The 25,401-nt window shown below is 69.8% G+C and carries 26 protein-coding genes, 1 pseudogene and 1 riboswitch; of the genes and pseudogenes, 7 read left to right on the top strand and 20 right to left on the bottom strand.

Annotation, left to right across the window (positions count from 1 at the left end):
• Positions 1–2: 2 nt before the first annotated feature.
• Positions 3–554 carry a LemA family protein gene (locus tag FLW16_RS03090; RefSeq protein ID WP_142557408.1) on the bottom strand — a complete coding sequence of 184 codons (552 nt, stop codon included), beginning with the start codon at positions 552–554 and terminating at the stop codon, positions 3–5.
• A gap of 282 nt (positions 555–836) precedes the next feature.
• The gene (gene pepN / locus FLW16_RS03085) at positions 837–3,401 is read right to left on the bottom strand and encodes an aminopeptidase N (RefSeq protein WP_142557406.1); all 2,565 of its coding nucleotides are present in this window, start codon (positions 3,399–3,401) and stop codon (positions 837–839) included.
• A gap of 182 nt (positions 3,402–3,583) precedes the next feature.
• Here pepN and FLW16_RS03080 point away from each other — a divergent pair, with 182 nt between their 5' ends.
• Both FLW16_RS03080 and FLW16_RS03075 read left to right on the top strand, forming a co-directional pair.
• The gene (locus FLW16_RS03080) at positions 3,584–4,192 is read left to right on the top strand and encodes a DsbA family protein (RefSeq protein WP_142557404.1); all 609 of its coding nucleotides are present in this window, start codon (positions 3,584–3,586) and stop codon (positions 4,190–4,192) included.
• Between the two features lie 95 nt (positions 4,193–4,287).
• A complete protein-coding gene (locus FLW16_RS03075; protein WP_142558160.1) occupies positions 4,288–5,694 on the top strand; it encodes an aldehyde dehydrogenase family protein in 1,407 nt (468 codons plus the stop codon).
• Between the two features lie 4 nt (positions 5,695–5,698).
• Here the strand turns inward: FLW16_RS03075 and def are convergent, their stop codons facing one another.
• A complete protein-coding gene (def, locus tag FLW16_RS03070) occupies positions 5,699–6,187 on the bottom strand; it encodes a peptide deformylase (protein WP_142557402.1) in 489 nt (162 codons plus the stop codon).
• A gap of 107 nt (positions 6,188–6,294) precedes the next feature.
• On the opposite strand from def, the gene FLW16_RS03065 reads away from it, so the two are divergent.
• The gene (locus tag FLW16_RS03065; RefSeq protein ID WP_142557400.1) at positions 6,295–6,765 is read left to right on the top strand and encodes a ribose-5-phosphate isomerase; all 471 of its coding nucleotides are present in this window, start codon (positions 6,295–6,297) and stop codon (positions 6,763–6,765) included.
• A gap of 18 nt (positions 6,766–6,783) precedes the next feature.
• On the opposite strand, the gene FLW16_RS43355 is transcribed toward FLW16_RS03065, so the two are convergent.
• Together FLW16_RS43355 and FLW16_RS03060 are read right to left on the bottom strand one after the other, a co-directional pair.
• Complete coding sequence (locus tag FLW16_RS43355) at positions 6,784–6,945, bottom strand: hypothetical protein (protein ID WP_185949226.1); 162 nt, start codon at positions 6,943–6,945, stop codon at positions 6,784–6,786.
• Between the two features lie 37 nt (positions 6,946–6,982).
• A complete protein-coding gene (locus tag FLW16_RS03060; RefSeq protein ID WP_142557398.1) occupies positions 6,983–8,212 on the bottom strand; it encodes a GNAT family N-acetyltransferase in 1,230 nt (409 codons plus the stop codon).
• A gap of 117 nt (positions 8,213–8,329) precedes the next feature.
• On the opposite strand from FLW16_RS03060, the gene FLW16_RS03055 reads away from it, so the two are divergent.
• Positions 8,330–9,442 (top strand): PP2C family protein-serine/threonine phosphatase, encoded by a 1,113-nt coding sequence (locus tag FLW16_RS03055; protein ID WP_142557397.1) that lies wholly within the window; start codon positions 8,330–8,332, stop codon positions 9,440–9,442.
• Between the two features lie 18 nt (positions 9,443–9,460).
• Here the strand turns inward: FLW16_RS03055 and FLW16_RS03050 are convergent, their stop codons facing one another.
• Entirely contained in the window at positions 9,461–10,066 is a 606-nt protein-coding gene (locus FLW16_RS03050) for a response regulator transcription factor (protein WP_142557395.1), read from the bottom strand.
• A gap of 190 nt (positions 10,067–10,256) precedes the next feature.
• Here FLW16_RS03050 and FLW16_RS03045 point away from each other — a divergent pair, with 190 nt between their 5' ends.
• Positions 10,257–11,558 carry an RIP metalloprotease gene (locus FLW16_RS03045; protein WP_142557394.1) on the top strand — a complete coding sequence of 434 codons (1,302 nt, stop codon included), beginning with the start codon at positions 10,257–10,259 and terminating at the stop codon, positions 11,556–11,558.
• A gap of 36 nt (positions 11,559–11,594) precedes the next feature.
• On the opposite strand, the gene FLW16_RS03040 is transcribed toward FLW16_RS03045, so the two are convergent.
• The 7 genes and pseudogenes from FLW16_RS03040 to FLW16_RS03015 all read right to left on the bottom strand — a co-directional run bounded on the left by FLW16_RS03040 (position 11,595) and on the right by FLW16_RS03015 (position 17,019).
• Complete coding sequence (locus FLW16_RS03040) at positions 11,595–12,104, bottom strand: DinB family protein (protein WP_142557392.1); 510 nt, start codon at positions 12,102–12,104, stop codon at positions 11,595–11,597.
• Positions 12,105–12,141: 37 nt separating this feature from the next.
• The gene (locus tag FLW16_RS03035) at positions 12,142–12,696 is read right to left on the bottom strand and encodes a dihydrofolate reductase family protein (RefSeq protein WP_142557390.1); all 555 of its coding nucleotides are present in this window, start codon (positions 12,694–12,696) and stop codon (positions 12,142–12,144) included.
• A complete protein-coding gene (locus FLW16_RS46115) occupies positions 12,689–13,153 on the bottom strand; it encodes a histidine phosphatase family protein (protein ID WP_396685211.1) in 465 nt (154 codons plus the stop codon). Before FLW16_RS46115 ends, FLW16_RS03035 begins: the two co-directional genes overlap by 8 nt.
• A gap of 328 nt (positions 13,154–13,481) precedes the next feature.
• On the bottom strand, positions 13,482–14,228 hold the full coding sequence (locus tag FLW16_RS03025) for a DUF6082 family protein (RefSeq protein WP_142557388.1): 747 nt from the start codon (positions 14,226–14,228) through the stop codon (positions 13,482–13,484).
• A 463-nt stretch (positions 14,229–14,691) separates the two neighbouring features.
• Positions 14,692–14,890 (bottom strand): annotated as a pseudogene (locus tag FLW16_RS44935) (IS1380 family transposase); the annotation flags it as partial.
• A gap of 132 nt (positions 14,891–15,022) precedes the next feature.
• Positions 15,023–15,784: an alpha/beta fold hydrolase gene (locus tag FLW16_RS03020; RefSeq protein WP_260614922.1), complete on the bottom strand. Its 762-nt coding sequence runs from the start codon at positions 15,782–15,784 to the stop codon at positions 15,023–15,025.
• A gap of 89 nt (positions 15,785–15,873) precedes the next feature.
• The gene (locus FLW16_RS03015; protein WP_185949225.1) at positions 15,874–17,019 is read right to left on the bottom strand and encodes an NAD(P)/FAD-dependent oxidoreductase; all 1,146 of its coding nucleotides are present in this window, start codon (positions 17,017–17,019) and stop codon (positions 15,874–15,876) included.
• Positions 17,020–17,038: 19 nt separating this feature from the next.
• Between FLW16_RS03015 and FLW16_RS03010 the strand changes: the two genes are divergently transcribed.
• Positions 17,039–17,353 (top strand): TetR/AcrR family transcriptional regulator C-terminal domain-containing protein, encoded by a 315-nt coding sequence (locus FLW16_RS03010; RefSeq protein ID WP_185949224.1) that lies wholly within the window; start codon positions 17,039–17,041, stop codon positions 17,351–17,353.
• A gap of 143 nt (positions 17,354–17,496) precedes the next feature.
• On the opposite strand, the gene FLW16_RS03005 is transcribed toward FLW16_RS03010, so the two are convergent.
• The 4 genes from FLW16_RS03005 to FLW16_RS02990 form a co-directional block, all read right to left on the bottom strand.
• On the bottom strand, positions 17,497–17,994 hold the full coding sequence (locus FLW16_RS03005; RefSeq protein ID WP_142557380.1) for an HAD domain-containing protein: 498 nt from the start codon (positions 17,992–17,994) through the stop codon (positions 17,497–17,499).
• 86 nt (positions 17,995–18,080) lie between these two features.
• Complete coding sequence (locus tag FLW16_RS03000) at positions 18,081–18,992, bottom strand: hypothetical protein (RefSeq protein ID WP_260614821.1); 912 nt, start codon at positions 18,990–18,992, stop codon at positions 18,081–18,083.
• Between the two features lie 34 nt (positions 18,993–19,026).
• A riboswitch (cyclic di-AMP (ydaO/yuaA leader) is annotated at positions 19,027–19,165 on the bottom strand.
• A gap of 70 nt (positions 19,166–19,235) precedes the next feature.
• Positions 19,236–20,294: a galactose-1-phosphate uridylyltransferase gene (galT, locus tag FLW16_RS02995; RefSeq protein WP_142557376.1), complete on the bottom strand. Its 1,059-nt coding sequence runs from the start codon at positions 20,292–20,294 to the stop codon at positions 19,236–19,238.
• 91 nt (positions 20,295–20,385) lie between these two features.
• On the bottom strand, positions 20,386–21,189 hold the full coding sequence (locus tag FLW16_RS02990; protein WP_139576468.1) for a DeoR/GlpR family DNA-binding transcription regulator: 804 nt from the start codon (positions 21,187–21,189) through the stop codon (positions 20,386–20,388).
• A gap of 139 nt (positions 21,190–21,328) precedes the next feature.
• Here FLW16_RS02990 and FLW16_RS46110 point away from each other — a divergent pair, with 139 nt between their 5' ends.
• On the top strand, positions 21,329–21,406 hold the full coding sequence (locus FLW16_RS46110; RefSeq protein ID WP_396685207.1) for a 50S ribosomal protein bL37: 78 nt from the start codon (positions 21,329–21,331) through the stop codon (positions 21,404–21,406).
• 30 nt (positions 21,407–21,436) lie between these two features.
• Here the strand turns inward: FLW16_RS46110 and FLW16_RS02985 are convergent, their stop codons facing one another.
• The 3 genes from FLW16_RS02985 to FLW16_RS02975 all read right to left on the bottom strand — a co-directional run bounded on the left by FLW16_RS02985 (position 21,437) and on the right by FLW16_RS02975 (position 25,345).
• Positions 21,437–22,003 carry a TIGR03086 family metal-binding protein gene (locus FLW16_RS02985; RefSeq protein WP_142557374.1) on the bottom strand — a complete coding sequence of 189 codons (567 nt, stop codon included), beginning with the start codon at positions 22,001–22,003 and terminating at the stop codon, positions 21,437–21,439.
• Between the two features lie 87 nt (positions 22,004–22,090).
• Complete coding sequence (locus tag FLW16_RS02980; RefSeq protein WP_142557373.1) at positions 22,091–23,824, bottom strand: SpoIIE family protein phosphatase; 1,734 nt, start codon at positions 23,822–23,824, stop codon at positions 22,091–22,093.
• 162 nt (positions 23,825–23,986) lie between these two features.
• A complete protein-coding gene (locus FLW16_RS02975) occupies positions 23,987–25,345 on the bottom strand; it encodes a TrpB-like pyridoxal phosphate-dependent enzyme (RefSeq protein ID WP_142557371.1) in 1,359 nt (452 codons plus the stop codon).
• Between the last annotated feature and the right edge of the window lie 56 nt (positions 25,346–25,401).

Here is a 25,401-nt window from a genome sequence, read left to right as displayed (position 1 = left end):
GATCAGAACCTGACCTGCACGGGGCCGCGCTCCTCGCCGGGCGCCCGGAAGTACTCGCGGGGGACGAAGCCGGTCATGCCGGCCACGATGTTGGCGGGCACCGTCTGGATGGCGTTGTTGTAGGTCAGGACGGCGTCGTTGTAGTACTGCCGGGAGTAGGCGATCCGGTTCTCCGTGGCGGCCAGCTCCTCCTGGAGCTCGGCGAAACCGGCGCTCGCCTTCAGGTCGGGGTAGGCCTCGGCCACCGCGAACAGGCTCTTCAGCGCGCCGGACAGCATGTTCTCGGCCGCCGCCCGCTCCTCGGGGCCCCGGGCGCCGATGGCCTGGGACCGCGCCGCGACGACGGCCTCCAGTGTGGTCCGCTCGTGGGCGGCGTAGCCCTTGACGGTCTCCACGAGGTTGGGGATCAGGTCGTAGCGGCGCTTGAGCTGCACGTCGATCTGCGCCCAGGCGTTGTCGACGGTGTTGCGGGCGCGTACGAGGCGGTTGTAGGCGGAGACGAGCGTCGCGACGAGGACGGCCACGACGGCGAGGACGACGATCATAGGGATCATGGCGATCACGGGCCTCCTGCACGGACGGTAGTCCCGGCCCGTTCGCCCTGTAAACGGCCCGGCGAACGACCCGGCGCGCCCATGGCACCCCCGGTGCCTTGCATCGGGCTTGCGCCCCGCTTTCACGCTCACCGGCTTTCACGCTCACCGGCTTTCACGCTCGCCGGGCTTTCGCGCTCCCGCCCGCCGCGCCGCCTGTCCCCTGCCTGTCTCCTGCCACGCCCGAGGGCCCCGGCGGTGTGCCGGGGCCCTCGGGATCGTGATCGTGCGGCCGGACGCGGATCAGGCGGAGGCGTCCCGCGCCCGGGCGCGCAACGCCCGGCTGACGCCGTCCGCGCCCTCCAGTAGAAGGCGCCGCAACGCGTGCGGCGGCTGCTCGGCGCTGATGTGGTCCTGCGTGCGGGCCACGGTCTCCGGACGGATCAGCAGCGCGGGGTAGCAGCCGATGGCGAAGTTCTGCGCCATGTCGGAGGTCCACTCGCTCCAGATCCGGCCGACCTCCTCGAAGTACCGGTCGGCGTACGGCTCCAGCAGCTCGGGGTGGTGCGGGTCCACGAAGCCGAGGATCGTGGCGCGCAGCAGCGCGCCGCTCAGCTTCCCGCCCACGATCGTCGCCCAGGTCTCGGCCTTGGCCTCCGGGGTCGGGATCGAGGCCCGGCTGGTGGCGGCCGAGCGCTCGCCGGTGGCCGTGGCGTCCCTGGCCAGCTCGGCGTCGATGTCCCCGGCGCCGAGGACGCCGCCGGACACGAGCGCCTGGATGAGCGTCCAGCGCAGGTCGGTGTCGACGGCCAGGCCCTCGGGCGCCTGGCTGCCGTCGAGCACGCCCTTGAGGAACGCCAGGTCCTCGGACGAGGTGGCGGTCGCGGCGAGGGCGTTGACGTAGGCGAGCTGGTGGTCCGAGCCCGGCTCGGCCGCCGCGACGAGGCGGCGCAGCGCGCCGGCCAGCTCGGCCAGGCCGGTGGCCCGCCACGCCGGGTCGGCGTACTGCTGCACGGCCTGGCGGGCCTGGCGCAGCACGGTCTGCAGGACGGTCATGTCGCGCACCGAGTCGATGCCGGAGACGACCAGCTTGACGTAGTCGCGGGTGGCCATCTCGGCGTCCCGCGTCATGTCCCAGGCGGCCGACCAGCACAGCGCGCGGGGCAGCGACTCGGTGAACGCGGTGATCCCGCCGCCGACGAGGGTGCGCAGCGACCGCTCGTCGAGCCGGATCTTGGCGTAGGTGAGGTCGTCGTCGTTCACCAGCACCAGGTCGGGCCGGGCCTCGCCGACGAGCTCGGGCACGGCCGTGCGCGCGCCGACGATGTCGAGCTCGACCCGCTTGGTCCTGGTCAGCACGCCGTCGCGCAGGGAGTACAGGCCGATGGCCACCCGGTGCGAGCGCAGCGTCGGGTGCTCCTGCGTGGCCTCCTGCAGCACCTCGAAGTTCAGGAACCGGCCCTCGTCGTCGGTGGTGAACGACGGCCGCAGCGTGTTGACGCCCGAGGTCTCCAGCCACTCCTTCGACCAGGACGACAGGTCGCGCCCGGAGGTGCGCTCCAGCGCCGACAGCAGGTCCTGCAGGGTGGTGTTCTTCCAGGCGTGCTCGTTGAAGTAGTCGCGCACCCCGGCGAGGAAGTTGTCGAGCCCCACGTACGCGACGAGCTGCTTGAGCACCGAGGCGCCCTTGGCGTACGTGATGCCGTCGAAGTTGACCTCGACGGCCTGCATGTCCGGGATGTCGGCGGCGATGGGGTGGGTGGAGGGCAGCTGGTCCTGCCGGTAGGCCCAGGCCTTCTCGACGTTGGCGAACGTCGTCCACGCGCCCTGGCCCCACCGGGTGGCCTCGGCCTGGCACAGCACGGACATGTAGGTGGCGAACGACTCGTTCAGCCACAGGTCGTCCCACCAGCGCATGGTGACGAGGTCGCCGAACCACATGTGCGCCATCTCGTGCAGGATCGTCTCCGCGCGGCGCTCGATGAGCGCGTCGGTCACGCGCGAGCGGAAGACGTAGTCCTCCAGGAACGTCACCGCGCCCGCGTTCTCCATGGCGCCCGCGTTGAACTCCGGCACGAACAACTGGTCGTACTTCCCGAAGGGGTAGCGCAGGCCGAAGACGCGGTGGAAGAAGTCGAAGCCCTGCTTGGTGACCTCGAAGATGTTCTCCGGGTCGAGGTACTGCGCGAGCGAGCGCCGCACGTAGATCCCGAGCGGGATCCCGTCGTGCTCGTCCCGCACGACCGCGTACGGCCCGGCGATGAGGGCCGTGATGTACGTCGACATGACGGGGGTCGGCGGGAAGTGCCAGCGCTTGGCGGCCTGCAGCGTGCCGTGCCGCCCGCGGTGCTCCTCGAGCGCCTCGACCGCGTCGGGGGCGGCGTTGGACACCACCTCCCAGTCGCCGGGGGCGAGGACGGTCAGCTCGAAGGTCGCCTTCAGGTCCGGCTGGTCGAAGCAGGCGTACATACGGTGCGCGTCGGCCGTCTCGAACTGGCTGTGCAGGTAGACCTGCTTGTCCACGGGGTCGACGAAGCGGTGCAGGCCCTCACCGGTGCGCATGTAGGAACAGTCGGCGTCCACGCGCAGCTCGTTGTTCGCGGCCAGCCCCGGCAGCGGGATGCGGCCCTTCTCGGCGTCATAGGTGCTGACGTCCAGCTCCCTGCCGTTGAGCACGACCTTCCGCACGTGCGCACCGTGGAGGTCGATGAACGTGTCCGCCCCCTCGCGGTCCGACGTGAAGTGGACCGTCGTGACGCTCTCGAACCGCTCCTCGCCCTCAGTCAGGTCGAGTTCGACCTGGTAGGACTGGACGGAGAGCAGCCGAGCACGCTCCCGAGCCTCGTCCCGTGTCAGATTCCCTGCCACACCCGCTCCTCATCGCATGATCAACGCCCCCGATCCCCGCCGCCCCGTCGCGTCAGGGATTGCATGAATCCTGCCACGTCGCGGCGACACGACGGATTCGAGATCGCTCCTACCTGGAATAGGAGATTTCCTGCCCGGGTTGACGACCGAGGGAACCATAGTCCGTTCGAGAGGGTGCCACAGTGTCCGAACGAAAGCTTGTCGATTTCTGGTTCGACCCCGCCTGCCCCTGGGCGTGGATCACTTCGCGCTGGATCCACGAGGTGACCGCGCTCCGTCCCGTCGACGTGCGGTGGCACATCATGAGCCTGGCGGTGCTGAACGAGGACAAGGACATCTCCGCCGACTACCGCGAGCGGGTCAAGCAGACGCTCGGCGCCGTACGGGTGCTGGCCGCCGCCGCGGACAAGTACGGCGAGGAGGTCCTCGGCGACCTCTACACCGAGATCGGCAGGCGCTTCCACGATGAGGGGCGGGAGCGCGACCGGGACACGATCGCCGAGGCTCTCACCGCCGCCGGGCTCGACCCCGCGCTGGTGGCCGCCCACGACTCGGACGAGTACGACGAGGCGATCCGGCGCTCGCACGGCGAGGGCATCGACCTGGTCGGCCAGGAGGTCGGCACGCCGGTCATCGCCGTCGAGGGCTCGGCGTTCTTCGGCCCCGTGGTGTCGCCCATCCCCAGGGGCGAGGCCGCCGCGCGCCTGTGGGACGGCGTCCTGCTCGTCGCCGGCACCGACGGCTTCTTCGAGCTGAAGAGGTCGAGGACCCGCGACCCGATCTTCTCCTGAGACTTCACAGGCCCCTTCACCCTCGCGCGAACCGACGGGAAAGGTTTCGGTCGGAGGACTCGCCATCTGACAGCCGAGGCGCAAGGATGAGTGACATGCGTCACCTCTACGTGAACGGAGCCTGGGTCCCGTCCTCCTCGCGCGAGGCCGTCGACGTCGTCAACCCCGCGACCGAGGAGGTCGTGGACCGGGTGCCCGCCGGGGCGCCCGCCGACGTCGAGTCCGCCGTCGCCGCCGCCCGCGCCGCCTTCCCCGCATGGTCGGCCCTCGAACCGGCGGAACGCGCCGCGTTCCTGGGGGCGGCGGCCGGGCTGCTGCAGGAACGCGCCAAGGAGATCGCGGCGACGATCGCCACCGACATGGGCGCCCCGCTCACGCTCGCGCTGAAGGTGCAGACGCTGATGCCCGCCGAGGTGCTGGCCTCCTACGCCGACCTCGCCAAGCGGTACGAGTTCGACGGCGGCCGCGTGGGCAACTCGCTCATCGTGCGGGAGCCCGTAGGCGTGGTCGGCGCGATCACGCCGTGGAACTACCCGCTCCATCAGGTGGTGTGCAAGGTGGCCCCGGCCCTCGCGGCCGGCTGCACCGTCGTGCTCAAGCCGAGCGAGGTCGCGCCGCTCGCGGCGTACGCGCTGGCCGACATCTTCCACGAGATCGGGCTGCCGCCCGGCGTGTTCAACATGGTCAGCGGCCACGGGCCGGTGGTCGGCGAGGCCATCGCCGCCCACCCGGACGTGGACATGGTCTCGTTCACCGGGTCCACCAGGGCCGGCCGCAGGGTCGCGGCCCTCGCGGCCGAGACGGTCAAGCGGGTGGCCCTGGAGCTGGGCGGCAAGTCGGCGAACATCATCCTCCCCGACGCCGACCTGGAGAAGGCGGTGAAGAACGGGGTCGCGGGCGCCTACCTCAACTCGGGCCAGACCTGCTCGGCGCTGACCCGGATGCTCGTCCACTGGGACCAGTACGACGACGCCGTGCGGCTCGCCGTGGAGGCGGCCCGCGCCTACGTCCCCGGCGACCCGTTCGCCGAGGGCACCCGCCTCGGCCCCCTGGTGTCCGCCACCCAGCGCGACCGGGTCGTCAGGTACATCAACCGCGGTCAGGAGGAGGGCGCCCGCCTCGTGCTCGGCGGGACCGACAACCCCATGGAACGGGGCTACTACGTCGAGCCCGCGATCTTCGCGGGCGTCTCGCCGGGCATGTCGATCGAGCAGGAGGAGATCTTCGGCCCGGTGCTGTCGATCATCCCGTTCGCGTCGGAGAACGAGGCCGTCGAGATCGCCAACGGCACGCCGTACGGGCTGTCCGGGGCGGTGTGGGCGGGCACCGAGGACAAGGCGCTCGCGGTCGCGCGCCGCCTGCGCACCGGGCAGGTGGCGGTCAACGGCGGCCGGTTCAACACGATGGCGCCGTTCGGCGGCTACAAGCACTCCGGGATCGGCCGGGAGCTCGGCGAGTTCGGCCTGGACGAGTTCCTGGAGGTCAAGGCCATCCAGTTGTAGGACGTCAGGGCGCCTGCAGGAGGATCTTGCGGCGCTCGTCCTTGCCCAGCCGGTCGACGTACAGCGTGCCCTCGAGGTGGTCGAACTCGTGCTGGAAGCACCGCGCGAGCATGCCCCGGGCCTTGACGGTGACGGGCCGGCCGAGCTTGTCGACCCCGCGCACGGTCACTCCCGCGGCTCGGGCGGTCGGGGCGTACAGCGGCTTGCCGGTCTCCTTGCCGGGCACCGACAGGCAGCCCTCCTCCTCGACGACCTGCTCGGGATCGTCGATCGTCAGCTCCGGGTTGATCACGTGGCCCTTGCGGTTGCTGATGTCGTAGACGAACAGCCGCCGGCCCACGCCGATCTGCGGCCCTGCGAGCCCGACGCCGTCGGCCTGGTACATGAGTGCGAACATCTCGTCGATCAGCCGGCGCAGTTCGCGGTCGAATTCCGTCACCGGTTCGGCGGGGGTGCGCAGGACCGGATCGCCGACGTAACGAAGCTCGCGCATGACACTCCTGTCAGGCCGGAGGTGTAAGGGACGAAGGCCCATTTTGGCTATTACTTTAGTGGAGCCCGGGGTCGTCTCCGCCAGAGGCTTTCTGGGAAACTTGTGCCGTGCGTGTCTACATCGGTGCCGACCATGCCGGCTACGAGCTGAAGAATCACCTGGTCTCCTGGCTGAAGGAGCAGGGCCACGAGGTGGAGGACTGCGGTCCCCACGTCTACGACGCGGAGGACGACTACCCGCCGTTCGTGCTGCGGGCCGCGCAGGGCGTGGCCGGCGACGCGGACAGCCTCGGGGTGGTGATCGGCGGCTCGGGCAACGGCGAGCAGATCGCCGCCAACAAGGTGCGGGGGGTGCGCGCGGCCCTCGCCTGGAACGAGGACACGGCGAAGCTGGCCCGCGAGCACAACGACGCCAACGTGATCAGCCTGGGCGCCCGGCAGCACACGCCGGAGGAGGCCGTCAGGTTCGTCGGGCTCTTCCTGGCCACGCCGTTCTCCGGGGCCGAGCGGCACGCCCGGCGGATCCGCCAGCTCGCCGACTACGAGACCACCGGCGAACTGCCGCCGCTGCCCGCCTGAGCACCTCAGGCCGTACCTCTATCGAGCGTCCCTGTCCCGGCCCCGGCGGGGCTCCCGCCGGGGCGTCTCGTCGCGCAGCGGCCGCTGGTCGGCGGCCTCCTGCTGCTCGGACGTCGGCCGGGACACGTCGCGGGCCCGCATGGCCGTGATCGCCGTGATCTGCAAACTCTGCAGCGCCATGTCCTGAAGCCTACGCTCCGGCCGTCGGCGGCGCGTCTCAGAACACCCGGCAGCCCCAGGGGGCCGGGTCCCACGCCATCGCGGCCGACAGCTCGCGCAGGGCTCCGGGCCGGTGCTCCCGCACCAGCCCGGCGTCCGCCGCCGCCCGCAGGGGCCGCCCGCCGAGGTAGGCCGCGCCCAGCACGTCGACCGGCAGCGTGAGGTCGGCGGGCGCGCCGGTCGGTTCGCAGGACGCCTTGTCGGTGACGAGGCGCCGGCGGCCGGCGTTCCACGGGCAGACCTCGTCCTGGATTTCGAGCACCAGGTCGGCCGGGGCCGCGTACGCGCGGGCGGCCAGGGCCCGGTCCACGTCCACCAGGCGGATCCACAGGTCGTCGAACCAGATCGCGTTGAGCTGGCGGGGGTCGGCCAGCAGGTGCATGATCGGGTCGTCCACCGGCCGCCGCTCGGCGTGGACGACCGAGCACAGGTCCCGGTCGAGGACGCCGCGCCAGACCAGCGCGTACGCCGCGGGGTCGGAGGCCATCAGCTCCAGGAGCCGGACCTCCCCGTCCGGCACGCTGTGCTCGTTCCAGTTGGCCTTCGCCCGGAACAGCGCGTAGCCGCGCACCCCCGTCGCGTCCTCCGCGAGCAGGCAGCGCAGCGGGCCCATCCCGCCTCGGTCGTGCTCGGTGTCCGGGATGATCTCGGTCCGCCAGAACCCGTCGGACCTCGCGTACAGGCCCGGACGGCCGGGCCGTACGGCGTCGTAGACCCGCCGAAGGCCGGCCAGCGCGTCCGCCGGGGTGGCCACGCGCAGGCGCAGCGCCGGGTCGGCGGGGGCCGAGCGCGTGAAGGCCGAGCCGTGGGTGGGGATGCGGAAGGACAGGGTGTCGGCGGCCCTGCCGTACCCGAAGCGCCCGTAGATGCCCGCCTGGCTGGAGTAGAGCGCGGCGACGGCCTCACGCCCGTCCTCGTGCAGGCCGTGCAGCTGCCGGGTCATCAGCGCGGTCAGCACGCCGCGGCGGCGATGCGAGGGGAGCACGCCCACCGACGTGACGCCGGCCACGGGGATCGGCCCGCCGGGGACCGTCATCTCGAAGGACAGCGCGGCGGCGCAGCCGACCATCAAATCGCCGTCGAAGGCGGACAGCAGGCGGTCGAGCTCAAGGACCTCGCGCCAGCGGTCGGCCATCTCCAGGGGATAGGTGCCGCTGAACGCCTCGTAGTCGACGGCGACGAAGGCCGGCCACTCGGATTCCCCGACGGGGCGAACAGTGATGCTCATCAGATCACCGTAGAAGCGGGCCGCCGTGTACGGCGACCCAATATCCGTGCCGGATGATCTAGACGTTGGTCAAGCAGGTACCGCCACCTGGGATGTCCGGATACAGTCGAGGCCATCATGACTTCCCGTCCGGCGCCGCTGATCCCTCCTCGGCTGCGCGCGCTCCTGGCGCGCGTGCCGCTCCTGGTGCCGTTGGTCCGTTTTGTTAGGACGGTTTGGTCGAAGGACCGGTACCTCCTCATCGCTCTCGTCGTGCTCACCATCATGGTCGGCGTGCTCGACGCGGAGGTGTCGGCGTACTGGTTCTCGCCCTCGCTGCTGATCCTCTTCACGCTGATCGGCGGCCTTCAGCTCCGGCTGCGCAGCCTCGCGATCCTGCTGTGCGTGGTCGTGGCCTCCCTGGCGTACATGGGACCGATCAGGGGAGTGCTCAGCGTCGGCCCCGGCCTGCTGATCACGATGGCCTTCACCGCCGCGCTCGCCTGGATGATGGCGCGGACGCGGGGCAAGCTCGGCGTCCAGGGCCTGCGCGGCGACGCGATGCTGCTGGAGCTGCGCGACCGGCTCAAGCGGCAGAGCGAACTGCCGCCGCTGCCCAAGGACTGGGGCGGCAAGGTGGTGCTGAAGCAGGCCGGGGGATCGTCGTTCGGCGGCGACTTCGTCGTCTCGATGCGGGAGGGCGACCGGGTCCGGGTGGCGGTCGTCGACGTGTCCGGGAAGGGCGTGGACGCGGGAACCCGCGCGCTCATGCTGTCGGGCACCTTCGGCGGCCTGCTCGGCTCGGTGGACGACTTCCTCGTCGCGTGCAACTCCTACCTGCACCGCCAGCTCGGCGACGAGGGGTTCGTCACCGCCGTCCATCTGGAGCTCGACCTGTCCACGGGGGAGTACACGATCACCTCGGCCGGGCACCCGCCCGTGGTCAGGTTCGACTCCGGGTCGGGCACGTGGCGGGTCTCCACGGCGAAGGGCGTCGTGCTCGGCGTGGTGCCCGACCTCGCCTGCGAGACCGACAGCGGGGTGCTGCGCAAGGGCGACGCGCTCATGCTGTTCACCGACGGGCTGATCGAGCAGCCCGGCAGGGACATCGACGCCGGGCTCGACCGGCTGCTGGGCGAGGCCGAGCGGCTGCTGCCGTCGGGATTCCGCGACAAGGCCAGGCAGCTCGTCCAGTCGATGTCCTCCGGACACAACGACGACTGCGCGCTCGTCCTTATCTGGCGGCCCTGAGTTTCTACAGCCAGGTTCCTACAGCCAGCCGGAGTCGGTGGCGATTCTGAGGGCGTCGACGCGGTTGCGCGCTCCGGTCTTGACGAGGATGCGCGACAGGTGGTTGCGCACGGTGCCGACGGACAGGCCCAGCTCGGCGGCGATGTCCTTCGAGCGCCCGCCCCCCGCCGCGAGCCGCAGCACCTCGTGCTCCCTCGGCGTCAGCGGGCATTCGGCGGCCTCCAGCGCGGCGACCGCCAGCTCGGAGTCGACGACCCGGCGCCCGGCGGCCATCCGGCGGATGCCGTCGGCGAGATGCTCGGGGGCCACCTCGATGCTCAGGTAGCCGAGGACGCCCGCCGCGAAGGCCCGCTTGAAGTGCCCCGGGCTGGGCTGCGCCGACAGCAGCATCACGCGGCAGCGTGGCGCCTTCTCTCCCAGCCGCGCGGCCGCGGTGAGCCCGTCCACTCCGGGCAGGTCCGCGTCGATGACGGCGGCGTCCGGCCGCACGTCCAGGGCCGCGGGCACGATGTCCTCGCCCGACCCGACGTCCGCGACCACCCGCAGATCGTCCTCCCCGTCGAGGGAGGCGACCAGGCCTCGCCGTACCAACGGAAGGTGTTCGGCCACCAGGATCCGGATCAAGGTTCTCCCCTCTGGACGTCTCTCAAAGGGTGATCGACCAATTGCGTACTGTCAACGAAGTGTCCCCAATCGGTCACACATGGGCAAGCCGCATCCGTCCCGGAAAAGTCTTCGCCCTCGTGCGGGTGGGCTACGCTCGAAGGGTGCTTCGTCTGCCAGGGCACCTTCTCCGATTCGGGGGTACGCGCTGATGAGCTGGCTCTTCGTGGCCGGATTCGTGATCCTCTTCGTCGGTCTGCTGGTCTCGATCGCGCTTCATGAGATCGGGCACCTCGTGCCCGCCAAGCTCTTCGGCGTCCGCGTGACCCAGTACATGGTCGGCTTCGGGCCCACGATGTGGTCGCGCAGGCGAGGCGAGACCGAGTACGGCGTGAAGTGGGTGCCGCTCGGCGGCTACATCCGCATGATCGGCATGCTGCCGCCGCGTCCCTCCGACGAGCCCGGCAAGCTGCGCAGCGTCTCCACGGGTCCCTGGCAGGGCCTGATCGAGAACGCGCGGGCGGTCGCGTCCGAGGAGATCCGGCCGGGCGACGAGAGCCGGGTCTTCTACCGCAAGCCCTGGTGGCAGAAGGTCATCATCATGACCGGTGGCCCGGCGATGAACTTCGTGCTCGCGTTCGTGCTGTTCGCGGTCGTGATGATGGGCTTCGGCGTCGCCGAGCAGACGCCGGTCGTGTCCTCGGTGTCCAAGTGCGCCATCCCCGCCGCCGAGGGGCACCGTGACTGCCGGGACAGCGACCCTCTGACGCCTGCGGCCAAGGCGGGCCTGCGGCCCGGTGACCGCATCGTCGCCATCGGCGGCGCGCCGGTGACCGACTGGGAGAGGGCGCAGCGGCTGATCCGCGAGCACGGCGCGGGGGCGACGACGCTCGGCGTCGAGCGGGGCGGGCAGCGGACCGACGTGAAGGTCGACCTGATCGCGCAGGACATGCCCTCGCTCACCGACCCCGACAAGGTCGAGAAGAACGTCGGCTTCCTGGGCGTGAGCCCGACGACCGTCGTCGAGAAGAAGGGCCCCGGCTACGTCGTCGGGCAGATGTGGGACCTGACCGAGCGCACCGCCGTCGCGATGGTCAACATCCCCAAGAAGATGGTCGGCGTGTGGAACGCCGCGTTCTCGGGCGAGAAGCGCGACCCGAACGGGCCGATCGGCATCGTCGGGGCGGGCCGTATCGGCGGTGAGATCGCCGCCTCGGACCTCTCGGTCGAAAACAAGATCGAAATCTTCATCAACCTGCTGGCCGGGCTGAACCTCGCCGTCGGCATGTTCAACCTGATCCCGCTGCTGCCGCTGGACGGCGGTCACATCGCCGGCGGGCTGTGGGAGGGCGTCAAGCGGGCCGTCGCACGGGTGCGCCGCCGGCCCGTCCCCGGTTACGTGGACGTGGCCAAGGCGCTCCCGCTGACGTACGTCATGGCGGCCCTGCTGGTCGTCATGGGCGGCCTTCTCATCTACGCCGACCTCGTCAACCCGGTCCGCCTGTCCGGCTGAGCCCTGTCTGCCCGGCCGGCCCCGCCGGGCAGGGGGCTACTCGCCCGTCGCCCCGTCGATGCGCTCGCGCAGCAGATCGGCGTGGCCGTTGTGGCGGGCGTACTCCTCGATCATGTGGCACATGATCCAGCGCAGCGAGTAGTGGACTCCCTGGCGGTCCGTCTTCGTCATCGCGTCCAGGTCGGCGCAGGCCTCCTCGGCCGCCCGAGCCTGCTCGATCTCCGCGTGCCAGGTCGCGAAGGCCTCCTCGGCGGACGCGGTGTCCACGTTGTCGAACTCGCCGTCCGGGTCGTCGTCGCTGTAGTAGATGCTGCCGAGGTCCTCGCCGTTCAGCCGCCGCCGGAACCAGGCTCGCTCGACATCGGCCATGTGCCGCACGAGGCCGAGCAGCGACATGCTGGAGGGCGGCACGGAGCGCAGCCGCAGCTGCTCCTCGGTGAGGCCCTGGCACTTCACCGCGAGGGTCTCACGGTGCCAGTCCAGCCAGGCGCGCAGCATCGCGCGCTCGTCCGCGGCGACAGGGGGTTCGATACGTGTGTCGGTCATTCCGGCATCCTGCCCCGAGCCGCGGCGCGAAGTCACCTCAATTGGAGCTCGCCGGCCGGTATTCGAGCAGGACGATGCGTGCGTCGAGGACCCTGGTGCCGGCCAGTTCCAGCCCGGTCCGGGGGTATCCGGCGTAGGCGGGTTCCCGGCCGGCGTCGCCCAGCGTGAGGGGGAAGACCATCACCCGCAGCCGGTCGACCAACCCGAGCTCCATCAGGCTTCTCACCAGCGTGAGGCTGCCGATCGAGCGCACCGGCACGTCCGACTCCTGTTTGAGCGCCGTGATCCGCTCGGCGAGATCGCCGCGTACGAGCCGGGTGTTCCGCCACGCGAGCGGCTCTCGCAGGGTGTTGGAGAAGACGGCCTTCGGCAGGTCGTTCATCCGGGTGCTCGCCTCGTCGGCGGCCGCGGACGAGATGGCCGCCAGCGCCTCGTAGGTGACGCGCCCCATGAGCATCAGTTGAGGCTGCTCGGTCGCCTCGCGTATCCAGGCGTCGAGGCCGGGACCCGCGTAGCCGAAGAAGGGCCCCACGTCCACGCCGGCGGCGAAGCCGTCCATCGACACGAACAAGTCCGCTACGAGTTCAGCCATGTGTGACCCCTCTAATCCCGAGATTTGCGTCGGATGTCACTGCCGGCCGTACGGATGGCCGCAGGTCTTCGAATATCACGCCGTCACTACCTGAACGGATCCGTTGTCCACCGCAGCTCCGGCCCGGGCCAGGCAGGGCAGTGACACTCTTCGCCGTCGAAGTCCACGGCGAAGGGTGTGCGTGAGGTAAGGGAGCCCCCCAGATGCCCGCTCCAAGGCGGCACAGAGCCGTCAATGCCGCGGTAAGGCCGGCGACGTGACCGACGACCGCGACGGTCTCTCCCCGATGCGCTTGTGTGATCACCCGTAACGCCGCGGTCGTACGGGCAACCACCTCGTGACCCGTTTCACCGTCCGCGATTTTCCGCTCGAGGTCATGGTCCACAACCCAAGCGCGCAGCACTTCCGCGGTCAGCCTATGGACCGCGGGATCAGTCATCCCCTCGTATCTGCCGATACCGACCTCCGCGCCTGGAGCTCACCGCGCACTCTACGCAGTGCGCTCTCGAGAGTGGGGCCTAGAGAGCTCACCGGCATTCCCTAGCTCCGTATGCCTGGCTCTACCCTGCCCTAGCTTCTGTATCAGGGAGTCTCTATGGCTCCTAGAGTTCGTGTCTCGCGTCTGCTACATGCGGCGACGTCTGTCGTCTTCCCCAGGGGTCCACCGTCGCCCACTGGTGTTGACACCCGCTCTGTCACAAGTGGTGCCCGGATCTCCCCATCGCGCCTGCCTTCAGGCAGTCGGAGATGAGTAGAGCAGGCGGCCCGGCGTCGGAACGGCAACTTCAAGGATTTCTCATCAGAAGATTTTTTACTCTTGGCAGCATGAGGCCCGCTATTACTCCCACCACTGCAGTCGATACAAGGGGAGTCACACCTCTCCTCCTCGGCGATAAGTGCACCCGTTTCGCGTTGGACCGATCATTCCATGAATGACTTGTTGGGCTAACTTTGAGTGCTTTCTCGTATTCGCTTTCAACGATTCTGTAGAATCGTTTCTCTGCTCTACCGGCCCCCGATGCTCCCAACTCCCACAATGGGCCAACATGTGCCCACCAATCGCGCCCGGACTGGTTTTTGAACATGTCGGATAACAATTCCACCCGTAGCGACCACTCGGATACGACCCCGGCCTCGTATGCAAGGCGAGCCCAATTCATCCATAGGACGGCGTAGAGATGTTGCCTGATGTCGTCGTCGGATAGATCTCCTGTGATGCCCAAGACGGATCCGTACAGAGAAGGGTCGTCCATCTCAAGGCGGATCAGATCGCGTTGCATGTCTCTTACTGCTTGAATCCTCGCGGTCCTAACCTGTGATGCTTGGATGACTAGACTGATCGCGACACCCATGAACGCAAGTGCGGCTAGCAGTGCCGACGCCGCCCCGTAGGTTTCACCGACCTGCCCAATGAGGCTCCAATCGACATCGAAAGTTCGGTATAACATGTTCAGCAGTAGTGGAGACGCCGTCACCATGGCCACTATCAATGAAGTAAGCGACAGCCAATAGAAATAGCGAGTGCCCTTCATGTCTTCTCCTCTCCAGTGGAATGGCCGGGCCGATTGATAGTCTTCCGGGTTCTGGCTCCTGCTCCCGGATGGGGCGTTATCGGTCCAGTTGAAAAGCGACTCATCGGTCCGGCCCGGTATAACTGGCCTACACACCCAATACTCTGGATGGATCCGTCGCGTCAACGCCCTTGAAGGACACGCCTAGGGCACGGCTGCGGTCCCGCGGATCTTCCCCGGCGCTGATCTTCCCGTCTGCCTTCGACCCGTCCGGAGGGCAGCGGACCGGCGACGGAGGGCCAGGCATGGCTTGTACATGTTTCCTGTGAACTTGCTCGCGCAATGGCTGCCCAGTCGGGTGTCGCGGGCTTGGCCTCGATCCTTCTTGCCGATCCGATGGTTGGCACTGAGTGGTTCGGTGGAGCTTGAGAACGAGGTCGTGGTCAGCCTGGTGCCCGGGCTGTCGCGCCGGGTGGGTGGGGTTCCATGCGATGAGCTCGCAGGCCAGCACGACGATCTTCACCCAGATCTGCTTTTGCGTGAAGTCGTGCAGGGGCAGGTTGCGCAGGTCGGCGGCCTCGGCGGCGCGGATGCGGTCCTCCCAACGCGCCTGCGGCGGCGCAGATCAAGGTCGGTGAGCCGCCCGACGCGGACTTGGTGACGAGACAGGTGAAACGGTCGCCGCCGCTCCAGCAGTTTCTCCGCGAAAGCCGGGGGCCGGCTGCGCCGGCCTCCGCTCGTGCTGTTCGCATGGACCGCTGCTGCAGGTTACGGGTGCCGCCCGGTACGCGGGTGCCGATGAGGGCCTCCGCCCGTCATCGCGCGCCGAAGAACTCACGCAGAGCCTGGGCCACGACGAGCGGGGCTCCGTCGTCCTCCGGCCCCGAGTGCCCGACTCCCGGCAGATCGATGCTGCGCGCGTGCGGGAGCACCTCGGAGAGTTTCCGGAGCGCGAGACGCAGGTATGCCGCGCTCTTCGTACCGCCGAGGAGCAGCACCGGGACATCGAGCGCCGCGTAGTCCATGACCGTGTCGGCCATCTCCCAGATCACCTGCATGTCGAGTCGCAGCGTCGGGATGAGCGCCTCGACCGGCACCTCATCGAGGGATCCGTCGCCCTGCAGGCGCGCGCCGATCGCCAGGAGCGGCACGAGGGCGAAGCGGGGGATCGTGGTGAACAACGACGGCCCGGTGTCCAGGCCTTTCATTCCCGTGACCAGCGCGGACGCGGATCTTCCCGCAGCGATCTCGCGGTCGAAGCGCGCCACCCAGTCCGTCGGCACCGAGCCGCCGATCGACAATGGAGGCTCATACAGGGCGATCCGGTCAAGGGCGGGCGTGACCAGGGCCGTACGCAGGACGACGAGCGCGCCCGAGCTCAGGCCGAAGACCTGCGACGCGCCGGTCGCCGTGACGAGCGCCTGCAGGTCTTCGACTTCCCGCAGGACGCTGAAGCCGGCGCCGTGAGGGCCGCTCAGCCCACGTCCGCGCCGGTCGGGCACATAGACGGTGAACGAGGTCGACAGAGCGGCGGCGAGCTTCGTGAAGTGCTGCGACGCCAGCATCCCGCCGTGCACGAGGATCAACCCGGGTCCATGGCCACTGCGGCGGTAGCCGATCACGGTTCCGTCGGCCGACCGAACCTGTTCGCCTGCGGTGCGCGGCTTCATCGCGCGCCTACAGCCGGGACGAACGTGTGCATCGCCCGCATGCCCGCCTCCACCGCCGCGTTCCCGCGTTCCAGCAGGTCGTGCTGGTATTCGTGCAGAGCCGAGATCAGGTCCCACCGGCCTTGATCGACCTCGGCCAGCCGCGCGCTCAGCCGTACGGCGTCCAGCATCGCGGTGCCGGCGCCGTTCCCGCCGCTGGCCGGCGTCAGGTGGGCCGCGTCGCCCAGCAGCGTGACGCGGCCCACCTGCCACGGCGGCATCGGGCGGTCGTGGACCTTGGAGCGGCCCACACTGCTCATGTCGGCATCGCGTACCAGGTCACGCAGGTCGGGATGCCAGCCGTCGATCAACTCCAGTGCCAGTTCGCGGGCGTCCTCCCGGCCCGGTGTGGTGGCCGCCGGATGGTCCGCCGGTACGAGCAGCACCCACCTCACATAGCTCTCTCTGCGGGGCATGGGCAGGCCGGGAACGAGTTCGGCGGCGGCTTCGCGGGGCTCCCAGCCGAACTGCATCCTTCCCAGCATCAGTGTGATCCCCGGTCCCTTGACCATCGTGCCGCGCCCCGGCACGAGCGCCAGGAAGCGGTCGGCGGCGGGGGTGCGGCCCATCACTCCGCACAGGCCTGCGTCGAGGAGTTCGACCTCGGGCACCAACTGGCGCCGCACCGCAGAGCTCCCGCCGTCGGCGCCGACCAGCACGTCACCCGTGGCCTGCGTGCCGTCGGCGAAGAGCGCGGTGACGGTCCCGTCCGCCCCTTCCGCGAAGCTCTTCAGCCGTTTGCCGAAGGCGGCCCGGCCGCCCAGATCGCCGAGCAGGATCTGCCGCAGCACCTGCCGGTCGAACGCCCTGGACTCCTCCGGTCCGGGCAGGTCGTCGCCGAGCAGCGTGAGCCGCTGGTCGAACAGCAGCCCCGGCCCGGTGAGGCTGCTGCTGGTGGCTTCGGCCAGTTCGTACAGCCGTGGCGGCAGGCCGGCGCGCAATGCCTCCATCGCCGGCGGCGCGAGTCCGATCCGGTAGCCCTGAGCCCGCTCGCCGGTGCCGTCGTCGGCCTCGTACACGCGTACGTCGAGGCCTGCACGGATGAGGGCGTGCGCGAGCGTCAGCCCGCCGAGCCCCGCCCCGATCACCAGGACACGTGTCATCGTGATCCCCCGTTCGTAGGTGAACAACGTTCTGCGCGAGGCCATGCTGGCCCACCGCGACGGCGCCCGCCTCATATCCGGCTTCCACCAGCCGGGTGACGAGGCTGTCACCACCTTCACGCGTCTCATCGCCGCCCTGATCGCCGCGGGTGTCCCCGCCGACACGGCCACCATCGCCGTGGACACCGTCCTGGCCTACGTCAACGGCTACGCGATCGAGGAACAGGCCCGCAAGACCGGAGCCGACGGCTGGCCCAGAGAGCGCCGGGACCGCGCCTTCCACGACGGCCTCGAATTGATCATCGCCGGTGTCAGAGGAACTCTGTCGTCCTGACGGTTCTTGAATCAGGCCTCGACCAGGGCTACCTGCGCGGCACAAGCGGCTCGACCGCGGCCGTCAACTGCGGCGCCCGTAGAGAGCACCAAGCGGAGCTGCGGGCATTTCTTCGGGATCGTCTTCCTCGGATCGCGGGTGATTCACAAGGCCCGAAGCCATCGATCGATGACGGCGAAGTCCTCGTCGGCGAGTCCCCTGAATGACTCCACGCGGTGAAGGAGAGCCCGGCCGCTGTGGTGTGCCGAGACCCACTCCCTGTCGGCGTCGGTGATCTCGTCATCGATCCAGGCGAACGGGCGTCCGCCCGCCCAGTTCACCAGGGTCCGGGTCTTCCAGCAGAGCCCGAACCATTGGTCCTCACGTTTGTGCTGGTCGGTTGGCTCCGGCCAGCTGACGACGGGCAGTCGCGGCAGCCCGATCCGGGGTGCTATCTCGGCATTCGCCTCTTCTTCCCAGGTTGTCGCCCAGACGAGTTCGCAGGGCAGAGCTGCCAGCCGGCTCCCCACCTCGGAGGTGAGCCACGCCAGGCGCGAGTCCGGTGTGGCACCCCGCGGTGCGCGTTGCGGGTCCTCGCCGAAGGGGAGAAGCGGTCCGTCGACGTCGAGGAAGAGCAGCGGGCGGTCAGCATGGTCGGTCATGCTCGCTCACCTCGTCACATCCGGCGAGTACGCCGCGTTCGGAGCGGGCTCCGGCAGGCACGAGAGCTACCAGGCGGCTTGTGGGCCTAGTACATCGAGATGTGCACGTGGTCGTAGTGGTTTGCGGTGATTCCGCCGCGGTCGGACATGGTCCGCCAGCCCGGGTGGCCGAGGTTGTAGATGCGCTGCTGCCAGATCACGTACATCACGCCCAGCTTCGGCCCGTTCTTGATGGCCCAGGCGGCCAGGCTGTCACCGAGCGCCTTCATCTCGGGCGAGGGCATGGCGCCGCCCGAGCTCATCATGAAGTCGCAGGCGCGCCCGAGGGGGTGCTCGCCGCTGTTCTCCGCACGGTAGCAGCCGACCGGGAACCGCAGGTCGAAGTGCTTTTCGACCTCGGTGCGCGTGAGCCGCATCCGGGCCGTGATGTTGTCGGAGCCGCTGGGCAGTTCCGGCGCCCACGACCCGCCCACGCGCTTTCCCGGCGCGATCGGGATCAGCGCGTCGAGCTTGTCCTTGATCTCGTCGATGAGATCCTCGGCGTCCTCGCGCTGTCCGGCGACCTCGGCGGCCTGCGTCTTGAGCTGTCCGGTCAGCGTCTTGGCGGCGTCCGCGGCCCGCTGCCGTTCGGTGCGGACCTGGTCGAAGTGCGCGAGCCTGGCGGCCTGCTCCTCCTTGAGCTGGTAGTTCAGCGCGGCGGTGTTCATGTCGGGCAGCGCCATCGCGCTCTCGGTCTGGTAGCGCAGCCCGGCCAGCTGCCGTACGGCGTCGCTGGCGGCCTCGTAGTCGGCCTCGGCCTTGGCCAGCCGGCCGCGGGCCGCCTTCTCCTCCACGCGGGCCTTGGCGAGGGCGACACGTTTGGCGTTGTAGTCGCCGATCAGCCGATCGACCTTCTTCCGCAGGTCCGACAGCTCCTTCTTGAGCTGCTTCTCCGTCGGTTTGGGGTCGGCGGCACCAGGCGCGGCCGTGCCGAACACGAGGACGGCGGAGGCGAGCACGCCGACAGCCAGGGGGAACGCGCGGGGCAGAGCCCACTCCTCTCCATCTGCCGACCGGGTTAGCTGACGGGTTCGGGCTGGAGGAGCCCGGGCAGGCCACTGCCTTGACCCCAGGTGCGTGATTGGGTCCCCGGCTCCCGGGCGGGGCGCCCGGGATTAGGCGTACCGGTTGTGACGGCCGGTGTCAGGGATACTAGTGGTAAAGAAACCGTGGCTGCCACCAAAGTCGCAACCAATCGGAGATCAAGCCGTTATCGCCTCGCGAAGCATCCGGGCGGCCTCCTCAGGCAGCACGTCGTTGACGAACGCGCCCATGGCCGACTCCGATCCGGCCAGGTACTTCAGCTTGTTCGGCGCGCGCCGGATCGTGAAAAGCTGCAGGTGGAGGTAGGCGAGGTCGCGCCGGTAGGTGACCGGGGCCTGGTGCCAGGCCGCGACGTACGGCATGACGACGCCGAACAGCCCGTCCAGCCGGCGCAGCACCTCGATGTAGAGCGGCGCGAAGGCGGCCCGTTCCTCGGGCGACAGCGCGGGGATGTCGGGCACCTGACGGTGCGGGTAGACGTGCACCTCGAACGGGTAGCGCGCGGCGGCAGGGACGAAGGCCGTCCAGTGCTCGTTGGCGGCCACCACCCGGGGGCCCCTCCGCTCGGCGGCCAGGACGTCCGCGAACAGGTTGCCTCCCTGATGGCGGGCGGCGGCGTCCAGCATCTGCCGCGTACGCGGCGTGACGTACGGATAGGCGTAGATCTGTCCGTGGGGGTGCGGCAGCGTGATGCCGATCTCGGCGCCGCGGTTCTCGAAGCAGAAGACCTGCTCCACGCCGGGCAGCGAGGACAGCTCGGCCGTACGGTCGGCCCACGCCTCGACGACCAGCTCGGCCTGCTCGTCGCTCAGGGAGCTGAACGACGCGTCGTGGTCGGAGGTGAAGCAGACGACCTCACAGCGCCCGATCCCCGGCCGCACCTCGCTCAGCCCGCCCACCTGCTCGTACGCACCGGTGTTGAAGCTGAACGACGGGAAGCGGTTCTCGAACACCGCCACCTCGTACGGCGAGGGGATCTCCGAGCCGGGATGGCCCGGGCAGAGCGGGCACTCGTCGGCGGACGGCAGGTGAGTGCGCGTCTGGCGGTGCCGGGCCACGGCCACCCACTCGTCCATCAGGGGGTCGTAGCGCAACTCGGAGGCGAGCGGGCGCGGCGGCAGGTCCCTGGTGTCGGTGGCGCTGTGGTCGGCGTCGTCGCGCCGGTCGAAGTAGATCAGCTCACGGCCGTCGGCGAGATGGGTGATGGTGCGCTTCACAGAGCGGTCTCCAGTTTCACGGTGCGGTGTCCCGGGTCACAGCGGGCTTCCAGATGTCCGGGTCACAGCGGCTTCGCCCAGAGGTCCGGCGTCACAGTGCGGTCTCCAGCTCGGTCTCCCCGGACGGATCGGCGAGGAGGAGCTCGCCGGCGTGCTCCGACAACGCGGCGCGCGCCTCCTCGGGCAGGCCGACGTCGCTCACGACCACGCCGGCCTCGCCGAGGGCGGCGATCGTGCTGATGCCGATCGTCCCCCACTTGGTGTGGTCGGCCAGGACCACGAGCTGCTGGGCGGCCGCGATGAGGGCGCGGTCGGTCTCCGCCTCCAGCAGGTTCGGCGTGGTGTAACCGGCCCGGACGCTCATGCCGTGCACGCCGAGCATGAGCGTGTCGACGTTGAGGGAGCGGACGGCCGCCACGGCCACCGGGCCGACCAGCGCGTCGGAGGGCGTGCGCACACCTCCCACCAGCACCACGGTCTGGTCGGGCCGTCCCGCCCGGTGGAAGACGTCGGCCACCTGGACGGAGTTGGTGATCACGGTCAGCTCTGGCACGTCCACCAGGTGGTGGGCCAGTGTCCAGGTCGTGGTCCCGGCCGAAAGGGCGACGGAGCTGCCCGGCCGTACGAGCATGGCGGCCCGGCGGGCTATGGCCTCCTTCTCGGCCTGCTGCCGCACGGACTTGGCCGCGAAGCCCGGCTCCTCCGTCGAGCCGGTGCCGGTGGCGGTCGCCCCGCCGTGCACCTTGACGATCAGGCCGCGCTCCGCGAGGACCTCCAGGTCGCGGCGGATCGTCATGTCCGAGACCCCGAGGTCGCGTACGAGCTGCGCGACGCGCACCCCGCCGGTTCTGCGTACCCTCTCCAGGATCGCCTGCTGCCGTTGCTGGGCCAGCATCCACCACTCCTGTCAACAGATTCAAACAAATTATGCCCCACGCACGTGGAGACATGTTGAGTTGGGGTCCGGGTACTTGCCGCCGGCGGTCCGGGGGAGGACAGTGAGCGAAAGCCGTACTCGGCGGAAGGCGGTCGTGATGGGCAGGCGCGCACGCAAGTCGAAGGCACGGAAGAAGAAGAAGGCCAACCACGGCAAGCGGCCCACAGGGCGCTAAGACCGTGCGGTAGGACCTGCGCGGCAGGACCTACGGGTTCCTGCCCCAGGCGGCGAGCAGGTGAGTCTGCTGGTCGGCGCCGGCCGGGACGCCCCGCTCGTCCCCGATCACTCCCGCCTCGCGGTAGTCCTCCCGCGCCTTCTCGAACCATTCCGAGCAGGAGGCGACGAGCTCGGGGTCGAGCCGTTCCGGCCCGCCGATGGCACGTGCCAGGTCCCAGGTGTGGATCAGCGCGTCCGCGAACAGCTCGGTGATGTACTCCTCGCCCGGCACGTCGCCGAAGGACAGATGGGTCACGCTGGTCAGGGCGCCCTCGGCGTACACCGCCTGGACGGCGCCCTGCGCGGAGGCCTCGAACGCCTTGAGCGGGTCGTCGCCGAGCACGTCGCCCTCGAAGGCGTCTCCCACCTCGGCGACCGTACGGCCGGACAGCAGCTCGGGGGCCCACAGGTTCTCGGCCACGACGTGGTTGACGAGCCCCCGGACGTCCCAGTCGACACAAGGAGTCGCCAGCTCCCACTGTCCGCGGCGGACGAGATGGAGGCGGTCCCCGAAACCGTCCAGCGCCCTGCGGTACGCGTCACGGATGTCGATCATGTCCCCTCCTCGCCACGAGCTCCCCACTCGACCGTAACTCTTCTCAACGATCAGTCATACACGCTCGCAGGGGAGGGAACGCCCGGGTCAAGGCAGGTGCTGCTCGACCCAGACGATCTTTCCGTACGGGGTGGGCCGGGTGCCCCAGCGGTAGGCGAACCGCTTGATCAGCTGGAGACCACGGCCGGTGTCCTCGTCGAGGGTGGCCGTGCGCGGGGTGGGAGCGGCGGGGGAGCCGTCGACGACCTCGACCACCAGCGTGCGGCCGCGCAGCATGCGCAGCTCGATCGGCGGCCAGCCGTGTTTGAGCGCGTTGGTGACCAGTTCGCTCACGATGAGCTGGGTGCTGTCCACCAGGCTGCTCAGCCCCCACCTCTGCAGCGTGCCGCGGACGAAGCGGCGGGCGTGCGAGACGAACCGCGGGTCGGACGGCAACGGGCAGGTCGCCACCTCGTCCGGGTCGAGATCGCGCACCTGGGCCACCATCAGGGCGATGTCGTCACGCTCGTGGCCCGACCGCTGGCTGCTGATGATCACGTCGCACATGTCCTCCAGGTCCTCGATCGGACCGGCGAGCAGGCGGCGCAGCCCCATGATCCCGGCGTCCAGGTCCCGCTCCCGGCTCTCCACGAGGCCGTCGGTGTAGAGGGCGAGCACGCTCCCCGGCGGCAGGATCAGCTCGCGCGACTCCAGCGGGTCGCTGCCGATGCCGAGAGGCAGGCCCGAGGGCAGCTCGATGATCTCGGTCGACCGGTCGGGGTGCAGCAGGATCGGCGGCACGTGCCCGGCACGGGCAAGCGCGCAATTGCGCGTCACCGGGTCGTAGACGGCGTAGATGCACGTGGCGATCTGGCTCGGGTCGAGGTCCTGGCTCATCAGGTTGAGCCGGAACAGCACCTCGTCGGGCGGCAGGTCGAGGCTCGCGAGCGTACGCGCGGCCGTGCGGAGCTGGCCCATGGTCGCCGCGGCCCTGGTCCCGTGGCCCATGACGTCGCCCACCACCAGGGCCGTACGGCACCCGGGCAGGGCGATCACGTCGTACCAGTCGCCCCCGACGCCCATCAGATCGCTGGCCGGCAGGTAGCGCGAGGCGATGTCCATGCCGAGCGCCTGCGGCAGTTCGACGGGCAGCAGGCTGCTCTGCAGGGTCAGCGCGGTCCTGCGCTCCCTGGTGTACAGCCGGGCGTTGTCGACGCACAGGGCGGTGCGGGCGGCCAGGTCCTCGGCCACCACCACGTCCTGCTCCTCGAACGGCAGGCTGCCCGGGTGCCTGGTGAAGATCACGCAGCCGAGCACCCGCCCCCGCGCTCGCAGGGGCACCGCGAGGAACGAGGAGTCGGTCAGGAGCGAGGTGACCGCCTCCTCCCGGTCCAGGCTGGCGCCGATCAGCCGGGCGCTCTCCTTGTCGAGCGCCGGATACATCAGCGGTTTGCCGCCGGCCATGCACTGGGCCTGCGGAAGGATCGCCGGGTAGACCGTCGTCTCGCCGACGGGGAAGGCGTTCATCCAGGCGTCCGGGTCGGCGCCGGCCACGCCCAGGGCGACCCGGCGTACGAGGGTGGTCCCGTCCACCGGCCTGGACGACAACTCGCCGTCCGCCATGAGGCGGTCCTGTACCATCACGGCCGCCGCGTCGGCGAAGCGGGGGACCGCCACGTCGACGAGCTCCCGGCTCGTCTCGGATAAGTCGAGCGTGCTGCCGATCCGCCGGCTCGCCTCGTTCAGGAAAGCCAGCCGCTCGTGCGCGGACGCGGCGCTGCTGCGGCGCCACTGCGCCCGGTTGCCCGGGGCGGGGTCCTTGATGACGCAGTTCCGGTTCAACGAATTCTCCGGAGAGAGCGGATGGTGTTCCAGAATCGTATGGAGCTGATACCGCGCATTTCAGCCGTTTGACATGAGTGCTCCGGTCGGTATGACGGCGCGATGGCGCAGCCGTACCCGCCGGTCAAGGGACGAAACGGATATCGGCGGGCATGCGACGCATCAGACGGCGGGCAGGTGCGCGAGGGCCGCGTCGATCCGCTCCTGCGGGAGCGTGAAATCCTCCAGGCGGCCGGCGAGACGGCTCTCGTAGGCGGGCAGGTCGAAGTGGCCGTGCCCGCACAGGGACATCACGATGACCTTCTCCTCGCCCGACTCGGCGCACCGCAACGCCTCCGCGATCGTCGCGGCCACCGCGTGGGAGGGTTCGGGAGCCGGCACGATCCCCTCGGCCCTGGCGAAGCGGATCCCCGCGTCGAAGCACTCGGTCTGCGTGACGGCCACGGCCTCCACCAGGCCCAGCGCGTACACGTGCGAGAGCAGCGGCGACATGCCGTGGTAGCGCAGCCCGCCGGCGTGGATCGGGTCGGGCACGAACGTGTGTCCCAGCGTGTGCATCTTCATCAGCGGCGTGAACCCCGCCGTGTCGCCGAAGTCGTACGCGTAGGCGCCCCGGGTCAGGGACGGGCAGGCGGCGGGCTCGACGCTCCGCAGCACGGGGTTCATGCGCCCCGCCAGCTTCTCGCGCAGGAACGGGAAGGCCAGCCCGGCGAAGTTGGAGCCGCCACCCGTGCAGCCGATCACGACGTCCGGCGTCTCGCCGAGGACGGCCAGCTGCTCCAGCGCCTCCTCGCCGATCACGGTCTGGTGCAGCAGGACGTGGTTGAGCACCGAGCCGAGGGCGTATCGCGTGTCGTCGTGCTGCCCCGCGACCTCGACCGCCTCGCTGATCGCGATGCCCAGAGACCCCGTGCAGTGGGGGTCCTCCGCCAGGATCCTGCTGCCCGCCGTGGTCACCGCCGAAGGGCTGGCGTGCAGGGTCGCGCCGTAGATCTTCATCAGCGTGCGGCGGTACGGCTTCTGCTCGTACGACGCCCTGACCATCCAGACCTCGCAGGCCAGGCCGTATTGCGCGCAGGCGAACGCCAGGGCGGAGCCCCACTGGCCCGCGCCGGTCTCGGTGGTCAGCCTCCGCACGCCCTCCCGCGCGTTGTAGTACGCCTGGGGGACCGCCGTGTTGGGCTTGTGCGAGCCCGACGGGCTGCCGCCCTCGTACTTGTAGTAGATCCGCGCGGGCGTGCCGAGGACGCGCTCAAGGCGCCGGGCGCGGATGAGGGGCGTGGGCCGCCAGAGGCGGTAGACGTCGAGGACGTCGTCAGGGATCGGGACGAACCGCTCACCCGACACCTCCTGCTCGATCAGCGCCGCCGGGAAGAGCGGGGCGAGGTCGTCGGGGCCGACCGGCTGCAGCGTCGCCGGGTGGAGCACCGGCGGCGGAGGCGCGGGCAGATCGGGGGCGACGTTGTACCAGTTCCGGGGAATCCGGGACTCGTCGAGAAGGACCCTGGTCGGCTCGCCCATGACTCCCAGTGTCCGCGCCGGGGGCCGATCGGGAAAGGGCGTTTGCCCATGTGGCC

This window comes from Microbispora sp. KK1-11 (genome assembly GCF_006874435.1).
Taxonomy (GTDB): domain Bacteria; phylum Actinomycetota; class Actinomycetes; order Streptosporangiales; family Streptosporangiaceae; genus Microbispora; species Microbispora catharanthi.
This window is presented reverse-complemented; position numbering and strand designations above follow the sequence as displayed.